Source organism: Acinetobacter sp. CS-2 (assembly GCF_016599715.1).
Lineage (GTDB): Bacteria > Pseudomonadota > Gammaproteobacteria > Pseudomonadales > Moraxellaceae > Acinetobacter.
Genome location: NZ_CP067019.1, coordinates 2,719,623 through 2,746,309 on the forward strand (window position 1 = coordinate 2,719,623; position 26,687 = coordinate 2,746,309).

The following is a 26,687-nucleotide window of genomic DNA, read 5'->3' on the forward strand; positions in this document are numbered from 1 at the left end:
TTCAAGCCACCTCACCCTGAAAACCCAATACACTAACCTTACCCGACAATAGTTTTGGTAATAGGGTATCTCTCAAATCAGATAAGTTACTGGATTGAATACACTGAGTTTTCATCATTTCTAATATCTTGCCAACTTGAAAATCAAATTTTTCAATAACCTCTTTAGTTGGTACTAAAACAACTTGATTACGCAAAATATCTGTTTTTAAGTTTGTAAAAACACTACCATTACCCTGAGCAACTAGTTGAGTTCTTAATTTTAAGAATAAGAAATATAAGTAATTATCTGAAAAATGTTTTTTTTGAGGAAAATATAACCATCCATCATGAATACATGCATCTAATTCTAAAAACTTAGGTAATCCGGGTGTTGCACTATTTGTTAATATTAATGAACCTTTTTTGAGATAAACAGTTTTTCTCAGCCCTTCTTTTATAATAAATTCTTTTGTTTTAAATAAAAAAGGCGAAGGATCAGCTGTTGCATCAGCAATCTTAACCCATGGATATCCTGTAGGTGCCATAAAGTTTTGAATTGGTCTAGGGGAGCCACCTCGTTTAATTTCAAGAAAATTTCCTAAAGTTATTGCATCCCACCCCTTCGGCACCTCCCCTAGCTCACTTTCTACCAACTCATCAGGAAACAGTGCAGCCGTCGCTTGTAACTCTGCAAAATCTTCCTTTGCCATTTGCTCAAGCTCAGCTTCGCTTTTACCGCTAATAGCACACATGGCAGCAAGCTCAGGATTTTTGCCCTCAAGTTTGGCTGCAATTTTGGCACGCACAGGGTCAAAGTCGATAAACCAACTTTTAAATATAGCTTGGGCGATAGACTCTAAGGTTTGGTTAATTTGGTTATTGAGATGGATTTTTTGGTCAAGCTTAATTAATGGCTCAACTAAGTTAATTCTTTTCTCAATACTATTTGGGATTTTAATTTCTAAACGATGCGCATTATCTCTATTTAATCCAGGCACAGCTGCATCTGTATTCATATTCTCAAGCCCTAGCGAGGACAATAAATAATATACAAAATACGACTCGTCCAAAGAATCCTTAATGACATAAAAAGCTGTATCACTAATCCAGCACTTTTCAGCACTTAAATGAACTTTCCCTACACTGCCTTTCCTGCCTATGATTACAGCATGTTGCTGTACTAGTGCTGAGTCAGAATAGGTATATATGCCATTAGAACCATAAACTGGAATACCCATAGTTCTCTGATCGTCTTTTTTAATAGCTTTCCCATAAACAAAGGGAGAATATTCACCAACCGTTGTTTTAAACCATCCATCACTCACACTTCACCCCCAAACTTTTTCTTAATTGCCCAATAGCCACGAGTCCCACCCACACGCTCAAGCCAACCAGCATCTTTTAAATGATTCAGATGCTTTTTCACTGCTGACTCATTAATACAGAGCTGCTCCGCCATAGCACGATAGGAAACTTTCGGGTTCTGTTGAATTAAATTTAAAATCTCTTTTTGACGATCTGTCAGCATAGTTTCTTTGATTGAGCCACCTATTGAGCCACCTATTGAGCCACCTAATTGCTCAATCGAAGGACGATAAAATTCCCAATCGACAAAATCACCTTGTGCTTTCAGTTGAGGTTCTGCATTACCTGCTTGTAAACAAAGATCTTTAATACGGGCAATACCACTGCCCCACTGCTCGATATAACCCAGCTCTTTAAACACACGCGCCAAAACACGGTTACGAATCTCAGAACGACCTTGCGCCAAATCCTCTTCAGTCAGTCCATTGGGCAAACCACCCGGCGATACAATATTCAGAATGTCATCATAAATGCCAACCTTAATATCACGCCCTGCATTGCTATAGTCACGATGCAACACTGCATTCACCAAGGCTTCACGAATAGCAGGGATTGGAATTTCATAACTTTCTGTACGCTGTAACCCTAGAATTTCAGCACGTAGATGCAGATGGTTTTTGATGAATTGCTCTGTTTGCGTTAACTGACTAAATAAGTCTCCACGGTATTCTTTTTTATCCAAAAACACCGTCATGGTCGTGCCTTTAAAGCGGCTGCATTTGATTTCAACCTGCTCATAAAGCCCCAACAAAATGAGTAACCCATGACTAGGATAATCCTGTCCATTCTGCTGAATGATCAATTTAAGATTCCGCATCTTTTGCAAAGACAGCTCTTTACCCACCTCAGCAAAGGCTTGCTTTAAAGGCTGTAAATCTATGTCATCTAAACTGTATTGCGGATTCGGCTGTTCATCAAAAGTTTGGTTCAGACGTTGCAATTCAAGTTGCTGGATATACTCAGGCGATGCCACACGATTACTTGCACCTAGACGGATATAGGTTCCCTGTGCCTTGCCTTGCGGCTTGAGATAATAAGGCAATAACGAACCACGGCTGACTTCAATCACTAGCAACTCTATGCCTTGGATATTCTCGATATAAATGTAAGGTAGAATATTGGGCGCACACAGCTCATTGATCATTGAAGTGATCTGATCTTGCAGCTCAAAAATATCATCTTGAATACCTACGAGTTGGCGATCATCACTTACACCCACTACCAATTTACCACCACTGGTATTGGCAAAAGCAATCAGGGTCTTTGCGACCTGTTGCCCTTTCGGTAACTGCTCTTTAAATTCAAGGGTTTGACTTTCACCCTTCTGAATTTCTTGCAATAAAGGATGATCAGAACTCATAACCCAAGCCTTTTAGATTCTTTTTAATCTCACTTTCCAAGACAGCACTTTCAGCAAATTGTTCTTTGAGCTGAGCAGTCAAACGCAGCATTTTCTCAGCGAATGGCTCGCCATCATCTTCCTGCTCGACTGCACCCACATAACGTCCTGGAGTCAATACATAGTCGTGCTTCTGAATATCTTTGAGCTCAGCAGAGAAACAGAAACCTTTTTCATCCTGATACTTTTCACCCTCAAAGTTCTCGCCCTGCTGCCATGCGTGCAAGGTCTGGGTGATTTTGGCAATATCGGCATCGGTAAAGTCACGCAGTACACGATCTTTCATATAGCCTAGATTACGGGCATCGATGAACAGGGTCTTGCCTTCACGGTTAGCTTTCTTTTTATCTAAAGACAAGCCATTCTTTTTATCTTTGGTCAAGAACCAAATACAAGCTGGAATTTGCGTGTTGGTGAACAGTTGTCCTGGTAATGCAACAATACATTCCACCAGATCGGCTTCGATCAAGTTTTTACGGATCTCACCTTCATTGTTGGTATTGGAACTCATTGAACCATTGGCAAGTAACAATGCCATACTGCCTGTAGGTGACAGATGGTGCAGCATGTGCTGCATCCAAGCAAAGTTAGCATTGCCTTGTGGCGGTGTGCCGTATTTCCAGCGCACATCACTTTCTAAAGAAGCATGCCACCAATCTTTGATGTTAAAAGGTGGGTTAGCCATGACAAAATCGGCACGCAAGTCTGGATGCTGATCATCTAGAAAGCTGTCAGCATTTTTCTTACCGAAATTAAAATCAATCCCGCGAATCGCCATGTTCATGGCGGCCAGTTTCCATGTGGTCGGGTTGCTTTCCTGCCCATAAATAGAAATATGCTTTTTCTGTTCGGAGGCTTTGTAATGCTTTTCCTGAGCATGTTGTTCAATAAACTTTTCACTGGATACAAAGAATCCGCCTGAACCCATTGCCGGGTCATACACTCGCCCTTTATAAGGCTGCAACATTTCAACAATTAAGGTGACGATACTTTTAGGTGTGTAGTACTGACCACCCTGCTTACCTTCAGCCAAAGCAAACTGCCCCAAAAAGTATTCGTAGACATGCCCGAGGATATCTTTACTGTGCAGACTAAGTTTCTCGCCATTATATTCAGGCTTGGTAAAACTGGTATCAGAGAAGGTATTAATCAGATCAAGTAACTTGTCATTGTCCAACTGGTACTGACCAATGCGATTTAGGATACCCTTAAGTTTTGGATTAGCTTTTTCAATTTCATCAAAGGCATTATCAATCAGCCATGATACTGAACGCAGTTTGACATCTGTACCTTGTTCATCCTGCCAAATAATTGAGCCAATTGGTAAAGCGGCTGCATCACGGATACTTAACCAACGTGCCGCTTTGGGCACCCAAAATACGTTTTTTTCTTGATAGTAATCCAGTATTTCTAGTTCATCAGCAATAGCCTGTTGATATTCTTCTTCGCTACCGTACTGATCACGCGGCATGTAATAGATATTGTGATCATCGTCCTGAGCAAATAAATCCTTGAGTTCAGACTGACGCTCATCGAAAGCATCTGAGACGTACTTTAAGAAAATCAATCCTAAAACAATATGCTTGTAGTTAGCGGCATCCAGACTGCTGCGTAATTTATCGGCGGCTTTCCAAAGCTTGTCATCTAAGTCATTTAGAAACTTTTGTTCCAATGAATGCATTTTATTTCCTCAATCCAAGATCAACCGCTTTGGTTTTATACTTAATGTTAAACAATGTTGCTAAGTTAGCATATCTACGACCTATTAAAAGTCATGCACTTAACAAAAAAAAATAGAGATTAATCAAGTCTTGTCATTTTAACGGGATAACCATAGCTAAAATAGTACTTTGACAACTCCCACGACTAATACTGTCGTAAAAAAGAGCAACCTAAAAAGCTGCTCTTTTCCAACTAATCGATTAGTTGACTGGTCTGACTGATCGCTGCAACCCCTGCTGAATATCCTGCACAAACACTTCATGCGAAGCTTGTTGCTCCACCGCTCGGTTCTGCTCTTGTTCAGGATAGTACTTCCAGTACATCTACCCCTTCCTCTATATCCGTTTCAAACCTTGCATTGGCAAAACCTCGTCTGGCGATATGATCTACAGCCTCTTGATAGAATCCGGCCTGCTTGCTCTGTTCATCAATTTGCTTGGCTTGAGTAATCGCATCATTCAGGCTAATACCCTCCCGCAAAGTTAGATCCACGTAGTACACCGGCTGGCGATAGCTTTGTGTGGTACTTTTCCCTCTTAAAGTGAGTTGCAATGGTAGACATGACAGTAAGCCTCCTGAAGCTGCACTGTAGTAACTTAATCGTGCTGCCAAAGTGCGAATACTGTTAAAGCCTGTGGTTCTAAAGATAAAGGTTCCAAATTCATCCGAGTCATCCAAATTCACATGCAAACGCCCATAAGGCTTGCAATGTCCACCTTGAGCCAAGGGACATAAATCAGGAGATGGGCACGGATGTTGTTCCACACCTTGGTTGGTTAAACGCTGACAGGTTTCCCCATTCCCTACACAGACAGGCCGACCGGTCTGACGGTCAAACAGTGTATCCCGCCCGTAGGTTTAAGTCAGGGTCATTGAAAATCATTCTGACTGGGATAGAACGAAGCTTTTGATTAGGTGCATTGGATCGAAGCTGTTCATCCAGTGGGTGTTTCACCCATCCATCTTTGCTTTGGATCTGACTGGTAATGGTGAATTGGTCATCCTTTTCAGGCAGACGCTTGCCATTCTTTTCGACAACGCGCCCGATACTGATACGCCCAAGTGTAGGCGGTGTGATCGCTAGACCTTTGATCATGTTGATACTCCATTATTTAATTCCTTACAGATCTGAGTGCTTATATGTAGGTCAGAACACGGACCAAATAAGTTACCCAAATGTTGAAAAGCTAGTTGCTAGCTGCAAAGATCGCGACCGATTTGCTCTCTACCGAGGGGTAGAGAGCGGGGAGCGATTTTTGTGCATTTTTGATTTGGTGTTGTAGATAGCACTTAGTCGGTATAGATGCTGAATCGACGACTGCCTTGCTTTTCAAGCGGATAAAGCTCAATAAGCTCAGGTTGGTGCTGAAGTAATGCTTTGGTATTTAAACTGATTGAGTCCTTAGCTTTCTTCCAGACCACAGAGCCGTGAGCAAAGGTGGCTCGTTCTGCATCTTTCATCAACATTTGGATTTGATGCTTCAGCTCATTGAAGCGTTCCTGCTTATGCTGAATCTCTTCCTTCATTTTGATGAGCTTATCGAACATCAAATTGGCATTTTCATTTTGCGAGAGATCTTCAACTGTCAACGGGATATGCGCTGGATAGAGTTGCAAGATGGCTTTAGCTGCGGATTCACTGGCATCCACAGATGGTGGAGTATCCATTTCTACACATTCCCAGAAGTAACGCTCTGCTTTAACGATATGTTCAATCACCGATTCAGAACGGGTGACTTTAAATATCTTGGTTTCATGACCACAGAGCAATACACAGACATGCGCTGCCTGTTTGCCGGTTACGGCCAGTTGGTGCTGTACCTGACACAGTACGTATAAAGGCACACCATCACGCCAAAGTTTTACCCCATGTTCCCCTGCGGTTTTGCATTCAAGGATCTGGACTTCACCACTGCCTACAACGGAGTAATCCAAATTTGCCAACATGAAATGCTTATCAGGATCTGGGTGCTGTAATACGGCATTCACTCGACGCACCTTATTATTGGTGTGCATGCTGTAATACTCAGCCACTAAAGGTTCAAGCTGTTTTCCCCAATATAAAGGTGCATGACCTTCACTTTCATCTTCAATAGACTGAGTTTGACGCCCCGTCTTGATCAGCCACAGTTCCAGCATCGACATATAGGGATTTAAGCCACATGCTGTAGCTGCATCACTGCTGCCAATCCCTTGTTTACGCACTTCAAGCCAATCTTGATATGCCATATCTTTGGTGCTGACTAAGCGTTTTGCAGGACTTGCTCGTTTGGTTGCGGTTAATGGGTGTAGAGCTGTTTGCACACCTACCTTTATAGGTTGATTGGAAATCTGTGCGATTTGATTCATGATTCTATCCTTATAAATTTCAGTTTTTGTAAAAAAGAAGCGCATAAAAAAGCCATACCCGACACGAGGTCGGGTATGGCGATATGCTTGCTGATAACGATTGTTGATTGCGAGTTGAAAGTAGAAAGTGTTACGTGTGTGCTGTATTCAGCAATTGTTGAGACTTGCAGGGGTAGTTTTCATGAGCTTAGGCGATTAAAGATAGAGCTTGTTCTAGCCCTCGTTGTTTAAGACCTGCTCCTGCACCAAACCAAGCAGAATCAAGACGATGATCCGTACTCATGGCACGACGTTCATGATCGACAAACTCCGTGATCGAACACAGTAAACCATAAGCCGTATCTTTGGCAGATGAAAGATCTGCCCCTCGTCCCTGTCCGTTAAACATATCGAGTGCTTTGGTCATTGCTCTTCCATTTGGTTCAGTTTTGTTTTGCTGTGGTGGATTGCTTGCCACCTGACGGTAGAACTGAATGATGTTCTCCTCAGGGTCAGAAATTGACATGCTGCTATTGTTGAACACGGCATCAAAGTAAGCCTTCGCTTCCTGTTGACTCACCTTTCGCTGTGAGAGCTGTTTCATTTCATACATATGGTCATCCCATGCACGAACTGAAATGCCCAATTGCTGTTTCACCTTCTCCGCATCGAACTTGGTGCTGTGCGGTACTTTGACTACACCTGAACTTGCAGTTGCTCCTTTCAGAGCTATCGCAAGCGTGTTGTTACAAACGACACGAATACTGGTGAATTGTGCTGTGGTTGCTAAAGTGCCATCACATGCAGAAGCAAGCAGAATATAGCCATTACTGACATCCTTACCCTTTAATGCTGTGCTTTGACCTGTACGTGCTAAAGCCCAAAACTTTTTACCACCTTTCAGCACGCCTGCTGTTTCAAGCTCAAAGCCTGATTGTTCAGTCAGATCACGGTAAAACTCCAAAATCTCTTTCGGTTGTACTTCCTGATAACGCTGACTGACCACAGATAACGGTGCATGGGTATCTGAGCGATACAACACACGCTGTTCTTCAAATGGCATGATGATGTTTTGACCACGTTCATTCTGAGCCATGTAACTGACATCAGATGATTCGATACGCCAATCCATTCCAGCTTGCTGTGCCCAAACTTCGAGTGGTTGATTTGGACTAAGTTGATTCCCTAAGCCATGCCAAGGGGTTTCACCGACATAGGCGATTTGTTCAATTTGATGTGCCATTGATTTGATCTCCTATGCTGAGTCAACGAAAGTTCTGCTGACATTGGTTGCAGTGGTAATAGGTCATGGTGACAGGCTTTTTCGGTTCATCAAACACACTACTAAACAGACCACCAATGACTGCACCTGCAAGTCCACCGAGTAACGGTGATACAGGCAAAGGTAAGCTTTTTGAGATGGATGCACCAATGGTTGCGAATGATGCAGATGCTGCTAAGCCTGATGACTCAGTTGCATTCACCTGCTGATTCACAACCTGGATGACTTGATCGGATAGGCAGTAAGGACAAATTAAACTCATAATATACATCTCCAAAATGACAAAGGCTTACCAATTGGCAAGCCCTGAAAGTTGAAATAACTTTGTTTTCACCTAGATAATGTATATCTGAGATTTGGTTCAATTAACGCGTAGGACGCTTGCGACCACCCTCTAATCGTCGTTCTTCCATTACTCGATTAATCGTATCAGCAGTAGCACGTCGCGAAGGTCTATTAAATTTACCATGACCAAAAGTCTGCATATTTTTGTCACGTACTCTTAGATATTGCTCTGTTTTATCAGGCGCTGTGAAATACCTAACAATCTTCAAAACATTCGCTCTCTTTGCATGGTCTCCCCGACTCACAGAACCTAGAGCATCATTACCTCGCTCTTGGTAACTTTTACGATTCTGCTTAGTATTGCAATTGTATCCTTGCCCAGCCTCTCCTGTTATTTCTTTCCAAGTATCGATAATACAATCTGCAATATGACGATCGAACTTAACACGGCTACCATCATAGAAAAATAGGAAATGAGCATGATATCCTTTTTGACTACCTTGCTCTAAGGCATAGGTATAGCCCTGTAAATCATTAAAGTGCCGATCTCCATCTTGTAATCGATCAAGCAATTTTCGAATGTCTTGTCTAAAGTCTACGATATCAATGAATCTACGCTGGCCTTCTCTATAAGAAAGATCAACACGAATGACAGCCAACTTAGAATAATGCTCTAGCAATAATTCTGTATATCGCATAGCCTTGCATCGATTTTTTAACTCATCCTCTTTAAAACGTTGAACCTCTCGTTCATGCTGTCTTTGGAACTTTTGAAATCTTGACTTCACATCACGAAATCTTAGTTTTTTTAAAGTTGAATTCTGAATATATTGAAATGCTTTTAAACCTTGTTCCAATTCAAACATCAGCTCAATCATGGCTTTGTTATAAGGAGAATAGATCAGATCTGAATTATACTGATCTTGTAACTCTCTGAGTAAATCAACCAACTCAGACCAATAATCATCCCATGGTCTTTGACGATTAATCGTATCTTCTACAAAGTTCTCAATTGATGTAATCAGTGGAGAATGGTTGATCTTAGTTTGTTCCATTGCTATGTACCTGTTGTTAATACATAGCTATAGGTCAGATCATTAAGAAAATACTTATAGAGTTAAATAAGCTTAGATTAGTAAGTCCCTATATAACAAGTAGATCTATAATATTGATTAATATTAGAATATATAACCTTATTTACCTATTAAGCTTTGAACTACTTCTTGTAAGTCAGCCTTATAGTCAAAACGCTTAATATCCAATAAAGTACGGGAAAAATTCTATACACGACAAAGCGACAACTTTTTTTGCAAAACTACAAAAGCATGATAATCATTACTCATGCTTTTTGGGTATCAACGGCTCAATGCTGGCAGCCATTTTTAGTGCTCTTTGATACAGACCCTTATTAACTATGCCTTGCGCTTGCTGTTCATGATCATCAACAACTACATTTGAACTATCATCATTTTGAAGCCTAACATCCTCAATCATTTCAGTATTAACTTGCTGCATGGTGTTATCAGTTATTAATACAGTTTCGTCAACTAAAGAGTCCACTTCAGATGACTGGACGATACTTATAGGCTGTTGTAATTTTTTAACTTCTTTATCTTTAAAAACAGGCTTTCGAATTCTGCCTCTTAAGAACAACTCAGGTCTTTTCCCCCCTTGATTCTGTGCAATTTTACATGCCCGTATGTATTCATATGCAGTATAAAAACTCACTAGATCTTTTTTAAGCTGAGGAATAAGTTTGTCAGTTTTGTTTACCACCAAAGGATCTGAATTACCACCTTCCGCCCAAAGAGTAGGTATAATCGATAAAATTAATTGATCAAACTCAGGCTGCGTGGTGTTAACATACTTGTCTATAAAGTCCTGCCAATAATCATCAAAGCTTTCTCGAACATCCTGAGTAGATACATTATCCCTAGGATAAAATATTGCCGTACAATCAATAGAGTAGCGTTTTCCTTCAGGAACAAAATAACCGATATAAGCATCTAGCTCAGCTCCTATCCGTTTAGGTGCCCGACCAATCGACTTCATAAACTGTGTAAATAAATTTTTCAGCGTACTCAATTCAAGATCACTCTCGAAATTATCAATCTTAAAGCGCAATAACACCGAATTTTGTTTAAAGCTGTATTTCAGATATGCCATAGCGGATTGACTATTTTTTTCGACCAATCTCGTTGATACTTTTAAACTGGCAACTTTTTCTTGTGTTAAAAGTGCTCTTTTAAGTCTGCTCAGAGCGTCAACTATCGCTTTCAATGATTTTTCTGATTCTAGATCCTCTTGTATATCTTTTATAGTTGGACTACCTCTAAACTCCCTATCTAGAGGCTCAAGCTGACAAACGGTTAGGTCACCCAATTCTAGATACGAACTATTCCAATCCTGAAGCAATAACAAGTAAATTTGAGCTACATCAGCCCATTTTTCAGGTTTTGTCTTTTTCGGCGTAGTTTGTAGACCATCCAAACGTGTCGTCCCTAAATAGGCTATGAACAGGTTCAACTTTTGAAGCTTCTCAATATCAACATTGGTCAATCCTCCAAAATTTTTCAATCCATCATAAAGGCTATGAATAGAATTAAAATGAGTGGGGACTTGTTTTAACAGTTTAGTTGGGTTCCAGCTTAGTTGACGTTTAACATTGCCTACCGTTCTAACTTTTGCTCTACGACCTTGCTCATGATTTATACGTTCTAATTTTTCTCGGTTAATTTTTAGAATGACAGGCCTATCAGCAAAGCCCGTCTCTGCTGCCAAATTGGAAGGTCGAATGATAGCGTCTACTTGATAAAAAACACCTAAATACCACTTCAACATCAAATCTACTTTTCTTTTACTAGGCAGTTTAATATTACGAATTAACCCACCACCAAGCTGATCGAATATCTGATCTAACTGTACAACATCAAAAACAATAAATGGCTCAAGCCAACTTCTTTCCAATTGCTGAGCAACATCATAAACTAACTGCTGCTCAATCCCTTTGGGCTCTAGTTCTTGATCAGTCGCATCCAATATCATCCCGATTGTAAATCGTACTTGCCTCCGGATATCTATCTCAGCCTTAGTCCATGTACATATCCAAGGTAATTTACCAACAATATGCTGCAAACTGAGCCATTCGATAAAATCTCTTAGCTTTTGTGAAGACGTTAGTCTGGCTAAGTATGGCTCAATTGAAAAATCTGAATCTAGGCTAGTAAGCTCATCTTCTGATAAATCAGCCACACTAAACTTTATGACATATAATGCCTGAGTAATCCTCTTAAATTTACTTATCGCTTTTTCAACTTCTTTGGCCTGTTCTTTCCATTCGGATGGTATAAGAGCAGGACGATAACTCTTTTTTCGCTCTTCAAAATACTGCTTAAATTGGTCTACAGTTTTAAAAATTTCATCATGTGGAAAATCCTCAGTCGTCCACGGGTTTGCTTGCACATCCGATCTAAATCTACAGTTTTCCACACTGTCAACAAAATGAATAAATGCTTTTACTTTAGGAGCAAAATCATAACCCTTCATCCCGACTTTCATCAGGTCTACATCAATGACTAAGTCATTATAAAAATCGATGATTTTTTTTATTTTATTTTTATTTTGTACTGTATCAGCATCCCTCCAATCAATTTTTGCATAACCTATAAAATCTGATACCTCAACCAAGCGATGATGCAACCGCTCTAATGTCTCAATAGCTTCGAAGTAAATACCCTCAGGTTGAGTTCGCACCCCCTCCTCAGAAAGCGGATAGGTATCGTTATAGTAGCGTTTCAAAAAACTGAAAATCTGATCACCACTTAGATCGTTAAAATGAAGATCAATGTTGCTAACTTTATCGGTGCTTGAGTGACTGTCTTGCATACTATTAGATTATCGATTATTTTTTTAATAATATATAGTATCCATATACTGCTGAATACCCTTAATTTAGTATGATTGACTTAAGTATAATTTTAAAAAAATTACTGTTATACCTAATTTTATTAACTATTAAACCTCAATAAATTAACTATTATCCCTTTATACAAAAATTAAAATTTTGCATAAAAAAACCACGCCATTTGGCGTGGTTAGATATTAAATTCTTACCTAAATTACATTATGAACCACCCTAAATCTAGATCATAGCCATTGCTTTTTTTAGTTTTTTCTTGAACAGTGGGCTAGAATTCGGATTGTAAAAAAAATCCTGGGTCAGCACTTTTTCACGAGGACCATACATTTTATTTTTGACTAGTACGTCTATGGTTACGCGTATTAACCTATATATTTCATAAACACGATCGTAGCTATCAAATAGTGTTTTTTCTGATATAACGAAACCATATTTTTTTAATTTTCGACGAGCTAATGCAGTGCATGATGAATCACTTTTATAATGGTTTTCAATAAACAATGGTCTATCATTATTGGTGTTTTTTTCGATCATCACATGCCAAGCACCAATCAACGAAATCCAGTTAGCCAAGCCATTTGAAAAAATGGGGTTATGCTCTAATCGCTCCCCAATATTTATCAGAAATTTTTTTAGCTCATTCTTCGTCTTTACTGTAGAAATACTGTCGTACTCAATTCCTTGCAATAACTGCGCTTTACCACGAGCTTCAATACACTCTAGGATTTTTTTATAATTTTCCAAATTATTTAAATCTACAAATTGTTCTTCACAATTTATCTGTTTTATTAATTGGTTTTTGCGAACTTCAAACTCAAGAAATAGCATAGCCCTAAAGAACAGCTTATTGAGAAATTGCTCATCTATCGTTTGATGTATTTTGTTGTATTTAGCCGCTGTAAAAATACCATCATCTAAAAGCTTACTAAACACGCCTATAGTAATATTATCGTATTCGAAATAGAGCATCTGACTAACTATCTTGAAAGCTGCGGCATCACTAATAGAACCAATAGGTGTTCTAGCTAATAGTTCCTCTAAATCTTGCTCATATTCATCTAAATTAAAACCTGCTTGTTCAATTTTTTGTGTCAGATAAATACGGTAATTCTCTTTCATCTGATCATATTCATTTCCTTTTACAATATCCCTATCCACTCTAAATGTCAGTTCAAAATCCAAACCCACAACCAATAAATGCTTGTAGTGCTCAATCCTTAAATCACCACTAGTACGCTTGTCTGATATCGATTCCAGTAAGCCATCCAATCTACCGTATATACTTAACTTTTCATCTGAAAAAGTCTCCATTGCCATAATGTCATGGAAATATAGGTAGTCTAATAAAGTAATCGTACTGTTTTGAAAATCATTTAGTTTTGGCATAAAACCTTATGCGTAAAAAAGTTCACCTTATTTCAGAATTATTACTTATTTGAACTTATTTACAATGATTTCAACAGCCCCGATGCTGTTTTTTTTGCAAAAACCCTGTTCAAATATATTGATTAGTAGGAAAAAAGATGAAAGCTGCCAAGATTAGTTTATCTGACTATTTATTTTTACAGTTTAGGACGACAACTCCAACACTTGAACAAGTTGGAGCTATCTATTATCCACACTTGAATAAAGCCAAGCTTTTAGAAAAAGCTAGAAAAATGGAATTCCCATTTCTTTGCTTTAAAGTAGATGAAAGTCAAAAATCTCCATATCTAGTTGATATTAATGACTTAGCTTTTGTGCTTAATGAAAGATATCAAGCCCAAGCAAAAGATTTTGAAAAATATACTAGAACTGCTCTAACATCTGCTCAAAATTAAGCACATCTTTTCTTCGTTTGACAGATACATATCGCTCCAAACTCCCCCATGAATCATGCAAACTTACTTGCTGTATCTGGGGGATAGTTAATCCTTGTTCAGCTAAACGAGTACATCCTTCATGTCTCAAATCATGAAATTTTAAATCTTCTATTCCAAGCAACTTACAAGCTTTTCTAAATTCACCACCTATTGTTTTTGGGCTAAGAGGTATCAGATATTCGTCCGAATAACCTCTCTTCAGCATTCTAGCCCTGACATTCTTCTCTGATAAAAGCTCAATAATTTTTTTACACTGAGGCAATACATTAAATTCTTTATGATTACCTTTAGAGCCCGTTGGGTTTTTCAAATCACGTATTTTCCATGAATTGTTATGCCTGTCAAAATCATTTAATTCCATTCGAGTTATTTCCGCTTCACGTCTACATGAGTAGATCGCAAACCAAATAATTAAATGCATTGGATAACTATAAGCAGGATTACGCCATTTTTGGACAAAATACTTCGTCAATGCCACCAACTCTTCATTCATTGGAAGCCTATCTCTTTTTTGACTTGAAGAAATTTGGCGTGTCTTTCTTAACTGTGCTGTTGCTTTATCGAAAGCATTTAGATCAATATCTATATCCCACATCACCGCTGCATGAGATAGTACACCTCTAATATGTAACAGCTCATGCTGGAGTGTACTAGATGCAACAGGTACAAGCCCTAGATCTTCAATACCCTTTTTGCGTAGGGCCACGTGTTCAGCAATATGAGTCGATTTAATTTTTGTGATAACATGCCGCGCGATTGGAAACTTCTGAATAAGTTTGAGTGAATATGTTTTAGTGCGTCCATACTCAGCTCCTACTTCCGCCAAATATTTCGAAATAGCGTTAGTAAGAGTTAAATCTATTACATCCTCTTGACCAAACAAAATTTCAGGATTTTCTTCTATTTCAGCTTCCCTTTTTGCTAACCAAATTGCTGCAACTTTCTTCGATCCAAATGTTTTACTCTCTTTATATATCGGTAAATCTTTGCGATTGATTCGAATTTCAGCACGATAGCGTATTGATCCATCGACTAACTTACGCTGCGTGATTGTACCCATTTTTACGCCTTATGATATTTTTACTTATTATGGCGCATTTATGGCGTAAATCAAATTTTAAAAAGAGCAAAATAAGATGAAATAGATGTAAATAAATTCAACACAACACTGATTCAAAAGGTTGATTTTCAATGAATATATTATCAAACCCCAGCAACACACAGAATCCACGAATCAGTGTTGCACCGATGATGGATTGGACCACACGTGACTACCGTTTTTTTGCCCGCCTGTTTAACCCAAATATTATTCTGTACACCGAAATGGTGACGACTGGTGCCATTCTATTTGGTGGTGCAGAACGTCATTTGGACTATAACAATGAAGAACATCCAATCGTGTTACAGCTTGGCGGTTCAAATCCAAAAGACTTGGCAACCTGTACTAAAATGGCTCAAGACTGGGGATATGATGAAGTCAACCTGAATGTGGGCTGCCCCAGTGACCGCGTACAAAACAACAAAATTGGCGCGTGCTTAATGGCAGAACCTGACCTGGTTGCTGAATGTATTGGCGAAATGCGTAATGCCGTGGATATTCCTGTCACTGTCAAACACCGTATTGGTATTGACGACATGCAGTCTTATGAAGAAATGCTGCATTTTGTCGATACTGTGGCAAAAACCGGTTGTGACAATTTCATCGTACATGCACGTATTGCCTTGCTTCAGGGCTTATCGCCGAAAGAAAACCGTGATGTTCCGCCTTTACGTTATGAAGATGTGTACCGTTTAAAACAAGACCGTCCAAATCTGCTGATTGAAATTAACGGTGGGGTCAAAACCTTTGCCGAAACCCAAGTGCATTTAAAACATGTCGATGGGGTGATGATTGGTCGTGAGGCTTATCACAATCCATATTTATTGGCTGAACTGGGACAATTATGGAACCTGGAAGCGCCTGACCGTTTTGATATTATGGCGCAAATGATGCCGTATATTGCTAAACGCATGCAGGAAGGTGCTCCACTTTCGATTATCACCCGTCATATTCTCGGGTTGTTCCAGAACTTGCCGGGTGCACGTAAATGGCGTCAGGCTTTAAGTGGCGGCAATGCCAAAACCCTAAAAGATGTAGAAACAGCCTTGATTAATATTCAGGAAGCCATGCAACGTACTGAAGAGTATGTCAGAGAAAATCAGGCACATCTAGCATCAAGTTGATTGCAACTATCCTCATAAAAAGTAATGCCAGCCTATTGCTGAATGGGCTGGCATTTTTTATTTAAATTATGCATAAGGCTTGCTGAAGCAAGATTTACACAGTTCATCTGACAATCACGAGATAAAACGATGTGCTTAATCTAACTTCACCCTTCCAAACCTTAAACGGTAAATGTACATTAAATTAGTGATGATTATAAACCGCATGTCCCTGATCTTTCACCAGAGCAATTTTTTTGCCTTCTACTTTGGCTTGGTCCAATTTACCACTTTGAACCAATAATCTGGTTTTTTCAATCTCCACCAGCAATTGACTGTATAAAGCATCTGAGCTTGGTGCGTTTGCATCATGAGCTTTTAACTTCACTTTTTTTGCATCTAAAGCAGCAGCCTTCATATTATCCAGTGCTTTCAGTGCATCCTTCTGATTATCAGCCTTGTTAAACATTTTAAAGTTTTTTCCAAGCGTCATCATATTTTGTTCAAGCGCACCGGCAAAACCCAGGCTACTGAACGACAAAGCGGCAGAAAAAATCACTGTGGCTACAGTTTTTTTGATCATGTTGATGTCCTTGTAAAGATACGTTTCAAAAAATAAGAAGCTTATTGTTACAGTTAAATTGTTCTGAACATTTGCACTTTAAGCGTTAAACATAGTGTAGATGCCATAAAAAATGCAACGGAAATGTTGCATTTTATTCTATGGTCTCGCTTTTTTTAAACAGGCTGCATTTTATGATGCAATGCATCATGAATCGCTTCCACCAGCTGCTGGGCGATTTCCTGTTTCAATGCTTTTTCCAGATCTCGCTGCTGCATTTGATACTGCTCAGCAAAGAACACAATCATGGCATTTTCATCAGAGGCAAAACCGATGTCAGGACGTGAAACATCATTACAGGCAATCATATCCAGTTTTTTCGCCACCAGCTTACCCGCTGCATATTCTTCAACATTGCGGGTTTCAGCAGCAAATCCCACCATAAATGGACGTTTTTGTTGCTGGGCAATGGTTGCCACAATATCCGGATTTTTAATTAAAGCCACATTCAGTTCATCGCCGGCTTTCTTGATTTTATGCTCGGCAATTTCTGCCACGCGGTAATCCGCCACCGCCGCCGTGGCAATAAAGATGTCACAGCCTTTATCCAACTGATCCATACTATGTTCCAGCATCTGCATTGCAGACTGTACATTAATACGGCGCACACCATTTGGGGTATCCAGACTGACCGGTCCTGCAATCAAAGTGACTTTTGCACCTGCTGCATAACAGGCCGCAGCCAGGGCAAAGCCCATCTTGCCGGTACTATGGTTAGAAATATAACGGACTGGATCAATCGCTTCACGTGTAGGTCCTGCTGTGATCACTACATGTTTACCGGCCAGCATGCCAAACTTTTCTGCAATCGCACGCTGAGCCTTGTGGAAGTACTCGGTGACTTGTCGCGCTAAATCTTCCGGTGCAGGCATACGTCCCAAACCGACATCGCCACAGGCCTGTGATCCGGCATCCGGCATAATCACATGCACGCCATCTTCCACCAGGGTATTTAAATTGCGCTGTGTGGCTTTGGCTGCCCACATTTGCTGGTTCATGGCCGGGGCTACCCAAACCGGTGCTTTGGTTGCCAGATATAAAGTACTGAGTAAATCATCAGCCAAACCTGTCGCAAACTTTGCCAACGTGTCACAAGTTGCCGGGGCAACCAGCAGTAAGTCAGCCCAACGCGCCAATTCGATATGGCCCATGCCGGCTTCGGCTTCAGGATTGAGTAATTCAGTATGTACCGGATTTCCAGACAAGGCCTGGAATGTTAGCGGGGTAATAAAAGCTTGTGCCCCCTGCGTCATCACCACACGGACATTAAAGCCCGCATCTTTTAAACGACGGACCAAAATGGCACTTTTATATGCCGCAATACCACCAGTTACCGCTAAAACAATGTTTTTATTTGGAATCACACTCAAATCGAAGCTCACGAACAGGCTACCTTTCTGTTGCAGTGGCGCTCACAATAGCATTAAATAAAGTCATCCCCAAGTCGGCAACTTGGTTAATAATCATTACTAATAACAAAAAAGTCTAAAAACAATGAATTTATCGATTAAACACTGGCCTGAACAGGAACGTCCACGTGAAAGGCTGATTCAACAAGGTGCTGCCAGTCTGTCAGATGCGGAACTGCTGGCCATCTTTTTACGCTCCGGTTCCAAGCAACATTCTGCCGTGGAACTATCCCGCCTGTTATTGCAGCATTTTGGTGGGCTGAACTCTATTTTGGATGCCGAGCTTCAGGATTTAAGCCAGTTTCATGGTATCGGGGTAAGCAAATATGCCCAACTGATTGCAGTGAAGGAATTGGGACGACGCTATATTTCCACCCATTTGCAGCAGGAAAAAATAGAATTAAGCAATTCAAAAATACTCCTGGATTTTTTGAAATTCGAATTACTGGGTGAAATGCAGGAAGTTTTTGCGGTACTTTGCCTTGATGCGCATTTAAGAAAAATTAGCTTTAAAAAAATGTTCTATGGTTCGCTTAATTCGTGTGAAATTTCTACAAATCAATTGCTGCGCTATGCGATCCATCAACATGCCAGTAGTATCGTGATTGCACACAATCATCCTTTGGGAATAGCTCAGCCTTCCCGTGCCGACATTGAGCTTACCCGGCGTATTCTAACAGCCTGTCAATTATTGGAAATCAAGCTGATTGACCATTGTATCGTGTCACCAGAAGGAACCTGCTCATTGGCTGAACTGGGGCTGATTTAAACGCAACAATTATGCTGGCAAATATTGACAAAAGACCTGCTAACACTGAAGATCAACAAAAAATTTTGCTGATACTAATAACATGATTGTTCGTGATCAACCTAGTGTATTCAAGCTGCTCTTTTCCTGGCGCGGAACCATCCTGCCCAAGGTTTTGCCGCCTTTAGGTGTAGTCATGCTGATCTCCTCAGTGATTGGCGGTCTGTCCTATATTGGTTACTTTCATTTTCCGGAACTTCCACTGGTAGGCTTTACCTTAATTGGGGTGGTGCTATCGATTTTTCTCGGCTTTAAAAACACCGCCTGTTATGACCGCTGGTGGGAGGCCCGTAAACTTTGGGGTATGTTGATTGCCAATGCCCGGCATTTTGACCGTGATTGTCGCATGCTCAGCCAAGGACGTCGTGAACGCATTATTCAGCACGTGATTGTGTTTGCCAATGTACTGCGTGACCGTTTGCGTCACCAGACAGCTAATCCTAAGGCACTAGTAGAAACCAGCGGCATGAGCCAACAGGCTATAACCCAGCTTTACCAGCAGGCCAATGCACCGCAATACACCTTGAGCCTGATTCAATGGGAATTGATGCAGGCGCTGAAAGAAGGTGAAATTTCCGACATTATTTATACTCAAATGAACCAGCATGTGGCTGAACTGAGTCGGGTTCAAACCGGTTGTGACCGTATTGCCACCACCCCTTTACCTTTTGCCTATTCGGTGCTGCTGAATCGTACCGTGTATTTTTTCTGTTTTATGCTACCGTTTAGCCTGGGTTCAACCTTGGGTTTGGCGACGCCTTTAATGGTCGGTATTTTGGCCTACACTTTTCTGGGTCTGGATGCTTTAAGTTCAGAAATCGAAGAACCGTTTGGTACCCAAAGCAATGACCTGCCCTTAGATTCATTGGTACGCACCATCGAAATTGAATTATTGAGCACCTTAGGTAAGCCAACCCCGCCACCTATTCAGGCACAAGATAATAATCTGCTTTAATTTATGACCTCTCCTTTACGAAGCTGTGCTTCTCATCTCCTTAAAGGAGAGGGAACTCCTTTTCCCTTTGGGATGAGGAACATTGTTCTGCAAGGGAATGAGGACATAACTAAACATAACTAAACAAAACTCTCCCAAACCCCTACCTGTCCTTCCTTAACGCGCGGAATATTGCCCAGCTTGATCCACGGCATATTGTCACCATGAAAATCACTGCCCACAGAGACCTTAAGCCCAAACTGTTCAATCATCCGATCGACCATCTGCCGGGTTGAAGCCGGCTCAATCGCAGGTGGAAGCTCCACGGCATCCCCACCAAACTTTGAAAAAATTTCAATCAGATAACGGATATTAGTTGCTGATAAATCATATTTTGTCGGATGCGCCAGCACAGCGAAACCTTGACTCTCATGAATCACCTGAATAGTTTCTTCTAAGCCCAAGCCATCAAATTTCACATAGGCCTTTTTGCCTTCTTTAATATATTTATCAAAGGCCTGTTGGGGTCGACTCACATAACCTTTTTCTACCAAAGTTTTCGCAATATGCGTTCGGGTAATCCGGTCTGCAACACCCTCCACTTTGGCAATCACCTCGGCATAAATATCCTCACCAATCAACGGAACCAGCAAATCACAAATCTGTTTGGCACGAATTGCACGAATCTGTTTTTGCTGCTCCAGTAAGGCAAGTAACGGTTCTGGGTTTTGCATATTCAATGCAACCACATGTACAGCATAGTTTTTTTTCGTTGCCGGACGCGACCATTGGCTGGAAATTTCCACACCGGAAATAATGTTCAATGGTAAATCCTGTGCAATATTTTCAGCTAATTTTAAGCCATCCATGCTATCGTGGTCCGTCAGCGCAAGGGTATGAATGCCTTTTTCCACGGCTGCATGCACAAGTTGTTCTGGAGACAAAGTTCCATCAGAAATATTACTATGTGTATGTAAATCTACGCCTTGCATCACTTATACTATGTCATTTATTTGATCAGATTTAGATACTCTAACATGAAAGCACTTTTAGACTTTGTGCCACTCATTATTTTCTTTTATTTATATAAAACTGTTGATCCAAAAGATACCGAGCATCCGCTATTACATTTGATCGGCTCAGCGGGAGGTATTGATAATAATAACATTTTGGTGGCTACCGCAGGTCTGATCATCTCAATGCTGGTGGTGTATGGCATCTTATTTGTCAGCCAGAAATTCCGCCTGGATAAACAGCAATGGATTGTGCTGTTTATGACGGTCATTTTTGGTGGTATCACCTTAATGCTGAGCGATGATTTTTATATCCGTTTGAAAGCAGCGCTTTTAAATATCGTTTTTGCGGGTGCCTTCCTGCTTTCACCTTATTTTACCAAAGATAAGAAACCTTTGATTCAGCGTTTATTTGGTCCCATCTTTAATTTAACCGCCCAAGGCTGGAAAAATTTAAACTTTGCCTGGGCCGGCATGTTCGCGTTCATGTCATTCCTGCATGTTTTTTTCGCTTTTCTATTTGCGGGCGGAAAATATTGGGGCGAATTTACCGCATTTGGTGACATGATTGTGATGTTTTCCTTTATCATTGTTCAGTTTATTGTCTTGCGCAAATATTTTAAGTCGCCTGAAGCATAATTCAGGTCAACTGATCGAGAAAGAATATGCCTTTATTCGTCGTAACGTGTACCGATAACGAGGGTACAGTCGAAAAACGTCTAGCTACACGTCCAAAACATTTGGAACGTCTGCAAAAATTAAATGATGAGGGTCGTTTAATTGTGGCAGGTGCCATGCCTAAAGATCCCGGCAATCCACAGGCAGGTTTTTATGGCAGCACGATTATTGTTGACTTTGAAAACCGCGAATCCCTGGATGCATGGCTACAAGATGAACCTTTCTTAAAAGAAGGCGTCTATGCTCATATTGATGTGAAACTTTTTAATAAAGCTTTCCCTCAAGGATAAAATCATGCGTGTTGTAGTTTCAAGCTTATTGGGTTTCTCTTTAATCTGTTCAACAGCTTGGGCGGTGGAATCTGCTCCTGCTCCGACACCTGCTGTAGCCCCTGCTGCTCAAGCAACGACTGCAACACCTCCACCACAAACTTTAGCTGCAAATAAGCCGGGTACTGTTCCTGCTACTAAGCTGGATGCCAATGGTTTACCTTTGGAGGCCAAACCTCTGACTGCAGAACAAATTGCCAAGAATAAAGCAGTGCAAGATGCCAAAGTGAAGGCACTGGTTAAAGATCAGGCCACTCGCTTACAGCAATTGGAAAAAGCCAATTTAGATGCCTTGTCACAAAACCAGGAACTGCAATTGAAAAACGATAGTTTGGGCGTTCAGGTGCAGGTGTTGCAAAGCGAACGTAGTGCCCAGATGTTTTTATATGGTGCAGCGACGATTGCCGTCGGCGTGTTGCTGGGCTTCCTGATTGCCAGTTATGTCTATACCAAACGTCGTCGTCAGTGGTAATGACGATGTTTACTGCTTCATTTAGTTTTACAGCTTGATTTAAAGGTTATTTAGGTTTGTCTCATCCTATTCAAACTGCCGATCTGGATTGGCAACACGTCGATGGAATTGATGTTCCCGTTTCCAAACAATTTGGCGATGTCTATTTCTCTAAAGATAATGGCCTGCTTGAAACACGGCATGTGTTTTTAAATGGCAATGATTTATCGACCCGCCTGGCCAAGCTGAATGACTTCGAATATTTCTGTGTCGGTGAAACCGGGTTTGGCACCGGTTTAAATATTCTGGCCTTATGGCAACTCTGGCAACAGGTTCGCCCGGATAATCAAAGCCATCTGCATGCCATATCTGTAGAAAAATTTCCACTCACCAAAGCTGACCTGATTCGTGCCTTAAATGCATGGCCGGAACTGAAACCTTTAGCTGATCAACTGATTGCACAGTACCCAATGCCGATAGCAGGCTGTCATCGTTTATCCTTTCCAGATGAGCGTTTTAGCCTAGATTTATGGCTAGGCGATGCCCATGATGTCTTTCCCGTGATGGAGAAAACAGCAACAGTCAACGCATGGTTTCTGGATGGCTTTGCCCCATCTTGCAATCCGGATATGTGGGAAGAAAATGTTCTCAACAACATCGTGCGTTTATCCGGTTTCGACAGCACTTTTGCTTCGTTCAGTGTGGCTGGTGTACTGAAACGTGGCTTAAAAAATCACGGTATTTCCATTACACGTCCGCGTGGTTTTGGACATAAACGTGAGATGCTCAAAGCCATCTGGAATGCACCTGAACAACAATCTGAATCTTGCAATGATTTAAATTCCACTGAAAAACAAACTGAACTAAGCACTGCGATTTTTAAACAGCGCCAGATTGCGATTATTGGCGCAGGAATCGCAGGTTTAAGCTGTGCCTGGGCATTTGCTCAGCGTGGCCATCAAGTTACGATTTACGATCAGACATCACCCCTTTCCGGTGGCTCTGGTAATCCACTGGCCTTGCTGAATCCCAAACTTTGTCCGATTGAACAAAGTGCAGATCATTTAATGACTCTGGCCTGGCAGCATGCCATAAATCATTATGCAAAATTTAAAGCATTTCGCCCGATTCAAGTCAGCCAGTTAGCACTGAAAAATCCTGAAGTCTTATTAGGTTTGGCCGATGAATATCCGATAGAGATTGTTGCGATACAAGCAGCCGATCAACAAGAGATTGAAACTGATTTTCCAAGCTTAAACTTACTCGAAGCAGGTGCTGTTTCACCGCATCAACTGCGTGCTGAAATTTTGACACATGCTCAGATTGATTATCAGCAAGCCAAAATCACGAGCATCCAACAACATGACAAAGTTAAACTCTTTGCCGAAGAAAATTTATTAGGTGAGTTTGATCATGTAATTGTGTGTACTGCACGTGAAACAGCACAATTCTTTGAAAATTTTCCAATGCTTAAACCGATTCGCGGACAAGTCAGTTGGGTAAACAATAAAAATCATCCCCTTAGCCAAGACACAGCATACAGCTACGGTGGTTACTGTATGCAGCTCGATGATGAGCATTTAATTCTCGGTGCATCCTTCTATCCAAACCGTGATGATGCTGAAATTCTGTTAGAAGATCATGTGCATAACTACGATCTTATCCACAGTGTTTTTCCAACTTATGCACAATCATTAAACGATGTGCATACTTGGCAAGGTCGTGCTTCAGTACGTGCTCAGAGCCAAGACTATTTTCCATTACTGGGAAAAATGAAAGCGAATGAGGAAATTTATAGCTTTGCCGGCCTAGGTTCGAAAGGCTTTTTATTTGCGCCACTGTGCAGTGAAATATTAGCAGCGCAAATCTTAGGGGAAGCCTGCCCTGTGCCTGCGAACTTGGTCAAAAAATTGAACGCGACACGTTTTCAGAAGAAAGTAAAATCCAAGAAACCATATTTTAAGCCTCAGGTCTAATCCTGCAGCCTTTTAAAAAGGGAGGCGTTTCCTTCTGCTGAGCAGATTGTAAAGCACTACTTTTAAAATTCTGTACAAATAAGGGTTAGGGAGAGCATTCTTTTATTCAATCATTACCAATAAAAAAGCGCCTTTCGGCGCTTCTTTTTTTGCAGCTGCAAATTTATGCACCCTGCTCCAGTGCTAAGCCAGCATCGCGTGCTGCACGCGTACCACCCATTAACACCACATATTCACGTGAGCTATCCAAGCTTTCCAACTTTTCAGCCGCACGTGGCGCTTTACTGCCACCACCGCATAAAATGTAAATAGGCTGATCCGACTCCACCTGAGTTAAGCTGTCTGCACTTAAGCCATTAATGGGCTGGTTAACAGCACCTTTCACATGACCTTCAGCAAAGGCTTTTGTATCACGAACATCCCAGATAATTGCATTTTCTGGGAACTCAAATGTTGTAATTTCTTGTTTACGGATCATTGCGCACTCCTTTGATGTAAAACAACACTTGGCAAATGAAGAAAACATCCCTAGCATCTCAGATATTCTTTCCCTTTGTAAAGGTCTAAACCATGCCTTCTTTCGATATTGTATCTGAATTAGAAATTTTTGAAGTAAATCATGCTGTTCAAAACACGCAAAAAGAGATTGCAACCCGTTTTGACTTCCGCGGACAAGACGTTTCTATTGAACTGAATGAAAAAAACAAGGAAATCAAGATTTCGACTGAAAGCGATTTCCAATGTGAACAAGTCTACAGCATGCTGGAAAATCATTTCTTCAAACGTAAAGTGGATATTCAGGCGCTTGATCCGCAAAAAATGACCGCTTCTGGCAAAAACGTGATTCAGGTAATCAAGCTTAAAGATGGACTTGACTCTGATACCGCAAAAAAAATTAATAAAGCCATTAAAGAAAGTGGCATCAAAGTGCAATCATCCATTCAAGGTGACAAAATTCGTGTAACGGATAAAAAACGCGATACTTTGCAACAAGTGATGGCATTTTTAAAAGAACAACAATTTGGTGTGCCTTTGCAGTTTAACAACTTTAAAGACTAAGGCATTGCTGCCATAACACGTCGAGGACTTCCATGACACCGACCAATCGCTTATCGAAACTGGTAAAAGCTACTGCTAAATTACCTAAAGCTATCCGCAATAGACTGTGGAGCAAAGTGTTTGGTCGGGTCGTGCCGATGGTGGGTAGTGCGCAAATCCACTACCTTGAAGTCAGCCACAGCAAAGTGGTGGTCAAGATTGAAAACCACCGTGCCATGCAAAACCATATTGGTCAGGTTCATGCCTGTGCCATGGCACTGATTGCGGAAACTGCCACAGGTTTTGTCACCGGGATGAATGTTCCGGACTCCTGCATTGTACTGATCAAAAGCTTAAAAATTGATTTTAAACGTCCAACCCAAGGTGCAATGATTGCCACCGCAACCTTGACGGATGAGCAGCAGAAATTAATGCAAGGCTCTGAAAAAGGCGAAACGCTAGTTAGTGTTCAGGTAACGGATGAATCCGGTGAAGAGCCGATTAAATGTGAAATGCTCTGGGCCTGGGTATCAAAGTCGCAGTTAAAGAACTAATGTCATTTCCATCCTGATCGCATATCTGAAAATGAATCATTTTAAATGCCATGAAAGGCTCTGATAAAAATTAAACTGATAAAAAAACCCAATCTTGATTGGGTTTTTTTACGGTTGGAATTATTTATCTTGCTGGGAAGCTAAATATTTTTGTTTGACCTCATCCGGAATCTGACGCTTGGCCCCTTTTACATCCACAGCGACAAAAGTAAATACGCCTTCGGTTACACGAGTAGGTTCACGGGAACTGTCATGACTGTCCCATACTTCAATTTGCATTTGAATTGAGGTATTACCCACTTTTAAAATTTTGGTATAACAGCTAATCACATCACCGACTTTGACTGGAACCAAAAAAGTCATCTGATTAATTGAAATGGTTGCACAGCGTCCTTTACTAAAACGCTCTGCATGAATTGCACCTGCCAAGTCCATTTGTGAAACGATCCACCCACCAAAGACATCACCACTCCAGTTGGTATCTGCCGGCATTGCAATTGTTTGAAGGGAAAGCGTTCCTTCCGGTTTTA

The 26,687-nt window shown here is 40.8% G+C and carries 25 protein-coding genes and 1 pseudogene; 10 read left to right on the forward strand and 16 right to left on the reverse strand.

The genetic code is table 11. From position 1 onward, the window contains the following. Position 1: 1 nt before the first annotated feature. From JFY49_RS13315 to JFY49_RS13365, 10 genes and pseudogenes are all read right to left on the reverse strand, one after another. Complete coding sequence (locus tag JFY49_RS13315) at positions 2–1,306, reverse strand: restriction endonuclease subunit S (RefSeq protein ID WP_071210085.1); 1,305 nt, start codon at positions 1,304–1,306, stop codon at positions 2–4. Beyond that, positions 1,303–2,706 carry a helix-turn-helix domain-containing protein gene (locus JFY49_RS13320; RefSeq protein ID WP_200223184.1) on the reverse strand — a complete coding sequence of 468 codons (1,404 nt, stop codon included), beginning with the start codon at positions 2,704–2,706 and terminating at the stop codon, positions 1,303–1,305. Before JFY49_RS13320 ends, JFY49_RS13315 begins: the two co-directional genes overlap by 4 nt. Then, positions 2,696–4,426, reverse strand: coding sequence for a type I restriction-modification system subunit M (locus JFY49_RS13325; protein ID WP_200223185.1), 1,731 nt, complete (start codon positions 4,424–4,426; stop codon positions 2,696–2,698). The genes JFY49_RS13320 and JFY49_RS13325 overlap by 11 nt, the downstream gene beginning before the upstream one ends. A 353-nt stretch (positions 4,427–4,779) precedes the next feature. After that, positions 4,780–5,563 (reverse strand): annotated as a pseudogene (locus JFY49_RS17575) (hydrolase or metal-binding protein); the annotation flags it as partial. A 194-nt stretch (positions 5,564–5,757) separates the two neighbouring features. Next, positions 5,758–6,816: a YqaJ viral recombinase family protein gene (locus JFY49_RS13340; protein WP_200223187.1), complete on the reverse strand. Its 1,059-nt coding sequence runs from the start codon at positions 6,814–6,816 to the stop codon at positions 5,758–5,760. A gap of 187 nt (positions 6,817–7,003) precedes the next feature. Continuing rightward, positions 7,004–8,038 (reverse strand): DUF932 domain-containing protein, encoded by a 1,035-nt coding sequence (locus JFY49_RS13345; RefSeq protein ID WP_200223188.1) that lies wholly within the window; start codon positions 8,036–8,038, stop codon positions 7,004–7,006. Positions 8,039–8,060: 22 nt separating this feature from the next. Continuing rightward, positions 8,061–8,339, reverse strand: a complete 279-nt coding sequence (locus JFY49_RS13350) for a hypothetical protein (protein ID WP_200223190.1) — start codon at positions 8,337–8,339, stop codon at positions 8,061–8,063. Positions 8,340–8,442: 103 nt separating this feature from the next. Next, positions 8,443–9,417 (reverse strand): inovirus-type Gp2 protein, encoded by a 975-nt coding sequence (locus tag JFY49_RS13355; RefSeq protein WP_200223191.1) that lies wholly within the window; start codon positions 9,415–9,417, stop codon positions 8,443–8,445. A gap of 280 nt (positions 9,418–9,697) precedes the next feature. Beyond that, complete coding sequence (locus JFY49_RS13360) at positions 9,698–12,247, reverse strand: hypothetical protein (RefSeq protein WP_200223192.1); 2,550 nt, start codon at positions 12,245–12,247, stop codon at positions 9,698–9,700. Positions 12,248–12,503: 256 nt separating this feature from the next. After that, positions 12,504–13,667: a hypothetical protein gene (locus tag JFY49_RS13365; protein WP_200223193.1), complete on the reverse strand. Its 1,164-nt coding sequence runs from the start codon at positions 13,665–13,667 to the stop codon at positions 12,504–12,506. Positions 13,668–13,804: 137 nt separating this feature from the next. Between JFY49_RS13365 and JFY49_RS13370 the strand changes: the two genes are divergently transcribed. Next, positions 13,805–14,101 carry a pyocin activator PrtN family protein gene (locus JFY49_RS13370; protein WP_200223194.1) on the forward strand — a complete coding sequence of 99 codons (297 nt, stop codon included), beginning with the start codon at positions 13,805–13,807 and terminating at the stop codon, positions 14,099–14,101. Here JFY49_RS13370 and xerC read toward each other — a convergent pair. Continuing rightward, positions 14,070–15,203, reverse strand: coding sequence for a tyrosine recombinase XerC (xerC, locus tag JFY49_RS13375; RefSeq protein WP_200223195.1), 1,134 nt, complete (start codon positions 15,201–15,203; stop codon positions 14,070–14,072). The two genes, JFY49_RS13370 and xerC, sit on opposite strands and share 32 nt — an antisense overlap. Before the next feature lie 131 nt (positions 15,204–15,334). On the opposite strand from xerC, the gene dusA reads away from it, so the two are divergent. Next, positions 15,335–16,366, forward strand: a complete 1,032-nt coding sequence (gene dusA / locus JFY49_RS13380; RefSeq protein WP_200223196.1) for a tRNA dihydrouridine(20/20a) synthase DusA — start codon at positions 15,335–15,337, stop codon at positions 16,364–16,366. Between the two features lie 184 nt (positions 16,367–16,550). Here dusA and JFY49_RS13385 read toward each other — a convergent pair whose 3' ends face one another. Further along, positions 16,551–16,928 carry a cytochrome b562 gene (locus tag JFY49_RS13385; protein WP_200223198.1) on the reverse strand — a complete coding sequence of 126 codons (378 nt, stop codon included), beginning with the start codon at positions 16,926–16,928 and terminating at the stop codon, positions 16,551–16,553. Between the two features lie 155 nt (positions 16,929–17,083). Next, entirely contained in the window at positions 17,084–18,349 is a 1,266-nt protein-coding gene (gene coaBC / locus JFY49_RS13390; protein WP_200223199.1) for a bifunctional phosphopantothenoylcysteine decarboxylase/phosphopantothenate--cysteine ligase CoaBC, read from the reverse strand. Positions 18,350–18,461: 112 nt separating this feature from the next. Here coaBC and radC point away from each other — a divergent pair, with 112 nt between their 5' ends. Both radC and JFY49_RS13400 read left to right on the forward strand, forming a co-directional pair. Continuing rightward, positions 18,462–19,145, forward strand: a complete 684-nt coding sequence (gene radC / locus JFY49_RS13395) for a RadC family protein (protein WP_180175011.1) — start codon at positions 18,462–18,464, stop codon at positions 19,143–19,145. 82 nt (positions 19,146–19,227) lie between these two features. Next, entirely contained in the window at positions 19,228–20,139 is a 912-nt protein-coding gene (locus JFY49_RS13400; RefSeq protein WP_086195896.1) for a bestrophin family protein, read from the forward strand. A 119-nt stretch (positions 20,140–20,258) separates the two neighbouring features. Here JFY49_RS13400 and JFY49_RS13405 read toward each other — a convergent pair whose 3' ends face one another. Beyond that, positions 20,259–21,110, reverse strand: coding sequence for a PHP domain-containing protein (locus tag JFY49_RS13405; protein WP_180080787.1), 852 nt, complete (start codon positions 21,108–21,110; stop codon positions 20,259–20,261). A gap of 45 nt (positions 21,111–21,155) precedes the next feature. On the opposite strand from JFY49_RS13405, the gene JFY49_RS13410 reads away from it, so the two are divergent. From JFY49_RS13410 to mnmC, 4 genes are read left to right on the forward strand one after another with little or no spacing between them, the layout of a single operon-like run. Then, on the forward strand, positions 21,156–21,770 hold the full coding sequence (locus tag JFY49_RS13410) for an inner membrane-spanning protein YciB (RefSeq protein ID WP_086195898.1): 615 nt from the start codon (positions 21,156–21,158) through the stop codon (positions 21,768–21,770). Between the two features lie 26 nt (positions 21,771–21,796). Further along, positions 21,797–22,099 (forward strand): YciI family protein, encoded by a 303-nt coding sequence (locus JFY49_RS13415; protein ID WP_180080765.1) that lies wholly within the window; start codon positions 21,797–21,799, stop codon positions 22,097–22,099. Between the two features lie 4 nt (positions 22,100–22,103). Next, positions 22,104–22,610, forward strand: a complete 507-nt coding sequence (locus tag JFY49_RS13420; RefSeq protein ID WP_180044335.1) for a hypothetical protein — start codon at positions 22,104–22,106, stop codon at positions 22,608–22,610. A gap of 56 nt (positions 22,611–22,666) precedes the next feature. Continuing rightward, positions 22,667–24,565 (forward strand): FAD-dependent 5-carboxymethylaminomethyl-2-thiouridine(34) oxidoreductase MnmC, encoded by a 1,899-nt coding sequence (gene mnmC, locus JFY49_RS13425; RefSeq protein ID WP_200223200.1) that lies wholly within the window; start codon positions 22,667–22,669, stop codon positions 24,563–24,565. A gap of 163 nt (positions 24,566–24,728) precedes the next feature. On the opposite strand, the gene JFY49_RS13430 is transcribed toward mnmC, so the two are convergent. Next, positions 24,729–25,043, reverse strand: coding sequence for a rhodanese-like domain-containing protein (locus tag JFY49_RS13430; RefSeq protein WP_166171421.1), 315 nt, complete (start codon positions 25,041–25,043; stop codon positions 24,729–24,731). A 92-nt stretch (positions 25,044–25,135) separates the two neighbouring features. On the opposite strand from JFY49_RS13430, the gene JFY49_RS13435 reads away from it, so the two are divergent. Both JFY49_RS13435 and JFY49_RS13440 read left to right on the forward strand, forming a co-directional pair. After that, entirely contained in the window at positions 25,136–25,624 is a 489-nt protein-coding gene (locus JFY49_RS13435) for a YajQ family cyclic di-GMP-binding protein (RefSeq protein ID WP_086195903.1), read from the forward strand. Positions 25,625–25,656: 32 nt separating this feature from the next. Continuing rightward, positions 25,657–26,157, forward strand: coding sequence for a DUF4442 domain-containing protein (locus tag JFY49_RS13440; RefSeq protein WP_180080769.1), 501 nt, complete (start codon positions 25,657–25,659; stop codon positions 26,155–26,157). A gap of 120 nt (positions 26,158–26,277) precedes the next feature. Here JFY49_RS13440 and JFY49_RS13445 read toward each other — a convergent pair whose 3' ends face one another. Beyond that, positions 26,278–26,649 carry an acyl-CoA thioesterase gene (locus tag JFY49_RS13445; protein WP_240921688.1) on the reverse strand — a complete coding sequence of 124 codons (372 nt, stop codon included), beginning with the start codon at positions 26,647–26,649 and terminating at the stop codon, positions 26,278–26,280. Between the last annotated feature and the right edge of the window lie 38 nt (positions 26,650–26,687).

Coding starts and splice junctions, on each gene's coding strand:
- JFY49_RS13325 (WP_200223185.1), bottom strand. CDS start 4,426: ATGCATTCATTGGAACAAAAGTTTCTAAATGACTTAGATGACAAGCTT.
- radC (WP_180175011.1), top strand. CDS start 18,462: ATGAATTTATCGATTAAACACTGGCCTGAACAGGAACGTCCACGTGAA.
- JFY49_RS13415 (WP_180080765.1), top strand. CDS start 21,797: ATGCCTTTATTCGTCGTAACGTGTACCGATAACGAGGGTACAGTCGAA.
- JFY49_RS13360 (WP_200223192.1), bottom strand. CDS start 12,247: ATGCAAGACAGTCACTCAAGCACCGATAAAGTTAGCAACATTGATCTT.
- JFY49_RS13355 (WP_200223191.1), bottom strand. CDS start 9,417: ATGGAACAAACTAAGATCAACCATTCTCCACTGATTACATCAATTGAG.
- JFY49_RS13400 (WP_086195896.1), top strand. CDS start 19,228: ATGATTGTTCGTGATCAACCTAGTGTATTCAAGCTGCTCTTTTCCTGG.
- JFY49_RS13410 (WP_086195898.1), top strand. CDS start 21,156: ATGAAAGCACTTTTAGACTTTGTGCCACTCATTATTTTCTTTTATTTA.
- JFY49_RS13320 (WP_200223184.1), bottom strand. CDS start 2,706: ATGAGTTCTGATCATCCTTTATTGCAAGAAATTCAGAAGGGTGAAAGT.
- JFY49_RS13370 (WP_200223194.1), top strand. CDS start 13,805: ATGAAAGCTGCCAAGATTAGTTTATCTGACTATTTATTTTTACAGTTT.
- JFY49_RS13345 (WP_200223188.1), bottom strand. CDS start 8,038: ATGGCACATCAAATTGAACAAATCGCCTATGTCGGTGAAACCCCTTGG.
- JFY49_RS13340 (WP_200223187.1), bottom strand. CDS start 6,816: ATGAATCAAATCGCACAGATTTCCAATCAACCTATAAAGGTAGGTGTG.
- xerC (WP_200223195.1), bottom strand. CDS start 15,203: ATGGGTACAATCACGCAGCGTAAGTTAGTCGATGGATCAATACGCTAT.
- JFY49_RS13430 (WP_166171421.1), bottom strand. CDS start 25,043: ATGATCCGTAAACAAGAAATTACAACATTTGAGTTCCCAGAAAATGCA.
- JFY49_RS13365 (WP_200223193.1), bottom strand. CDS start 13,667: ATGCCAAAACTAAATGATTTTCAAAACAGTACGATTACTTTATTAGAC.
- JFY49_RS13445 (WP_240921688.1), bottom strand. CDS start 26,649: ATGCCGGCAGATACCAACTGGAGTGGTGATGTCTTTGGTGGGTGGATC.
- dusA (WP_200223196.1), top strand. CDS start 15,335: ATGAATATATTATCAAACCCCAGCAACACACAGAATCCACGAATCAGT.
- JFY49_RS13350 (WP_200223190.1), bottom strand. CDS start 8,339: ATGAGTTTAATTTGTCCTTACTGCCTATCCGATCAAGTCATCCAGGTT.
- JFY49_RS13420 (WP_180044335.1), top strand. CDS start 22,104: ATGCGTGTTGTAGTTTCAAGCTTATTGGGTTTCTCTTTAATCTGTTCA.
- JFY49_RS13385 (WP_200223198.1), bottom strand. CDS start 16,928: ATGATCAAAAAAACTGTAGCCACAGTGATTTTTTCTGCCGCTTTGTCG.
- JFY49_RS13435 (WP_086195903.1), top strand. CDS start 25,136: ATGCCTTCTTTCGATATTGTATCTGAATTAGAAATTTTTGAAGTAAAT.
- JFY49_RS13405 (WP_180080787.1), bottom strand. CDS start 21,110: ATGCAAGGCGTAGATTTACATACACATAGTAATATTTCTGATGGAACT.
- JFY49_RS13440 (WP_180080769.1), top strand. CDS start 25,657: ATGACACCGACCAATCGCTTATCGAAACTGGTAAAAGCTACTGCTAAA.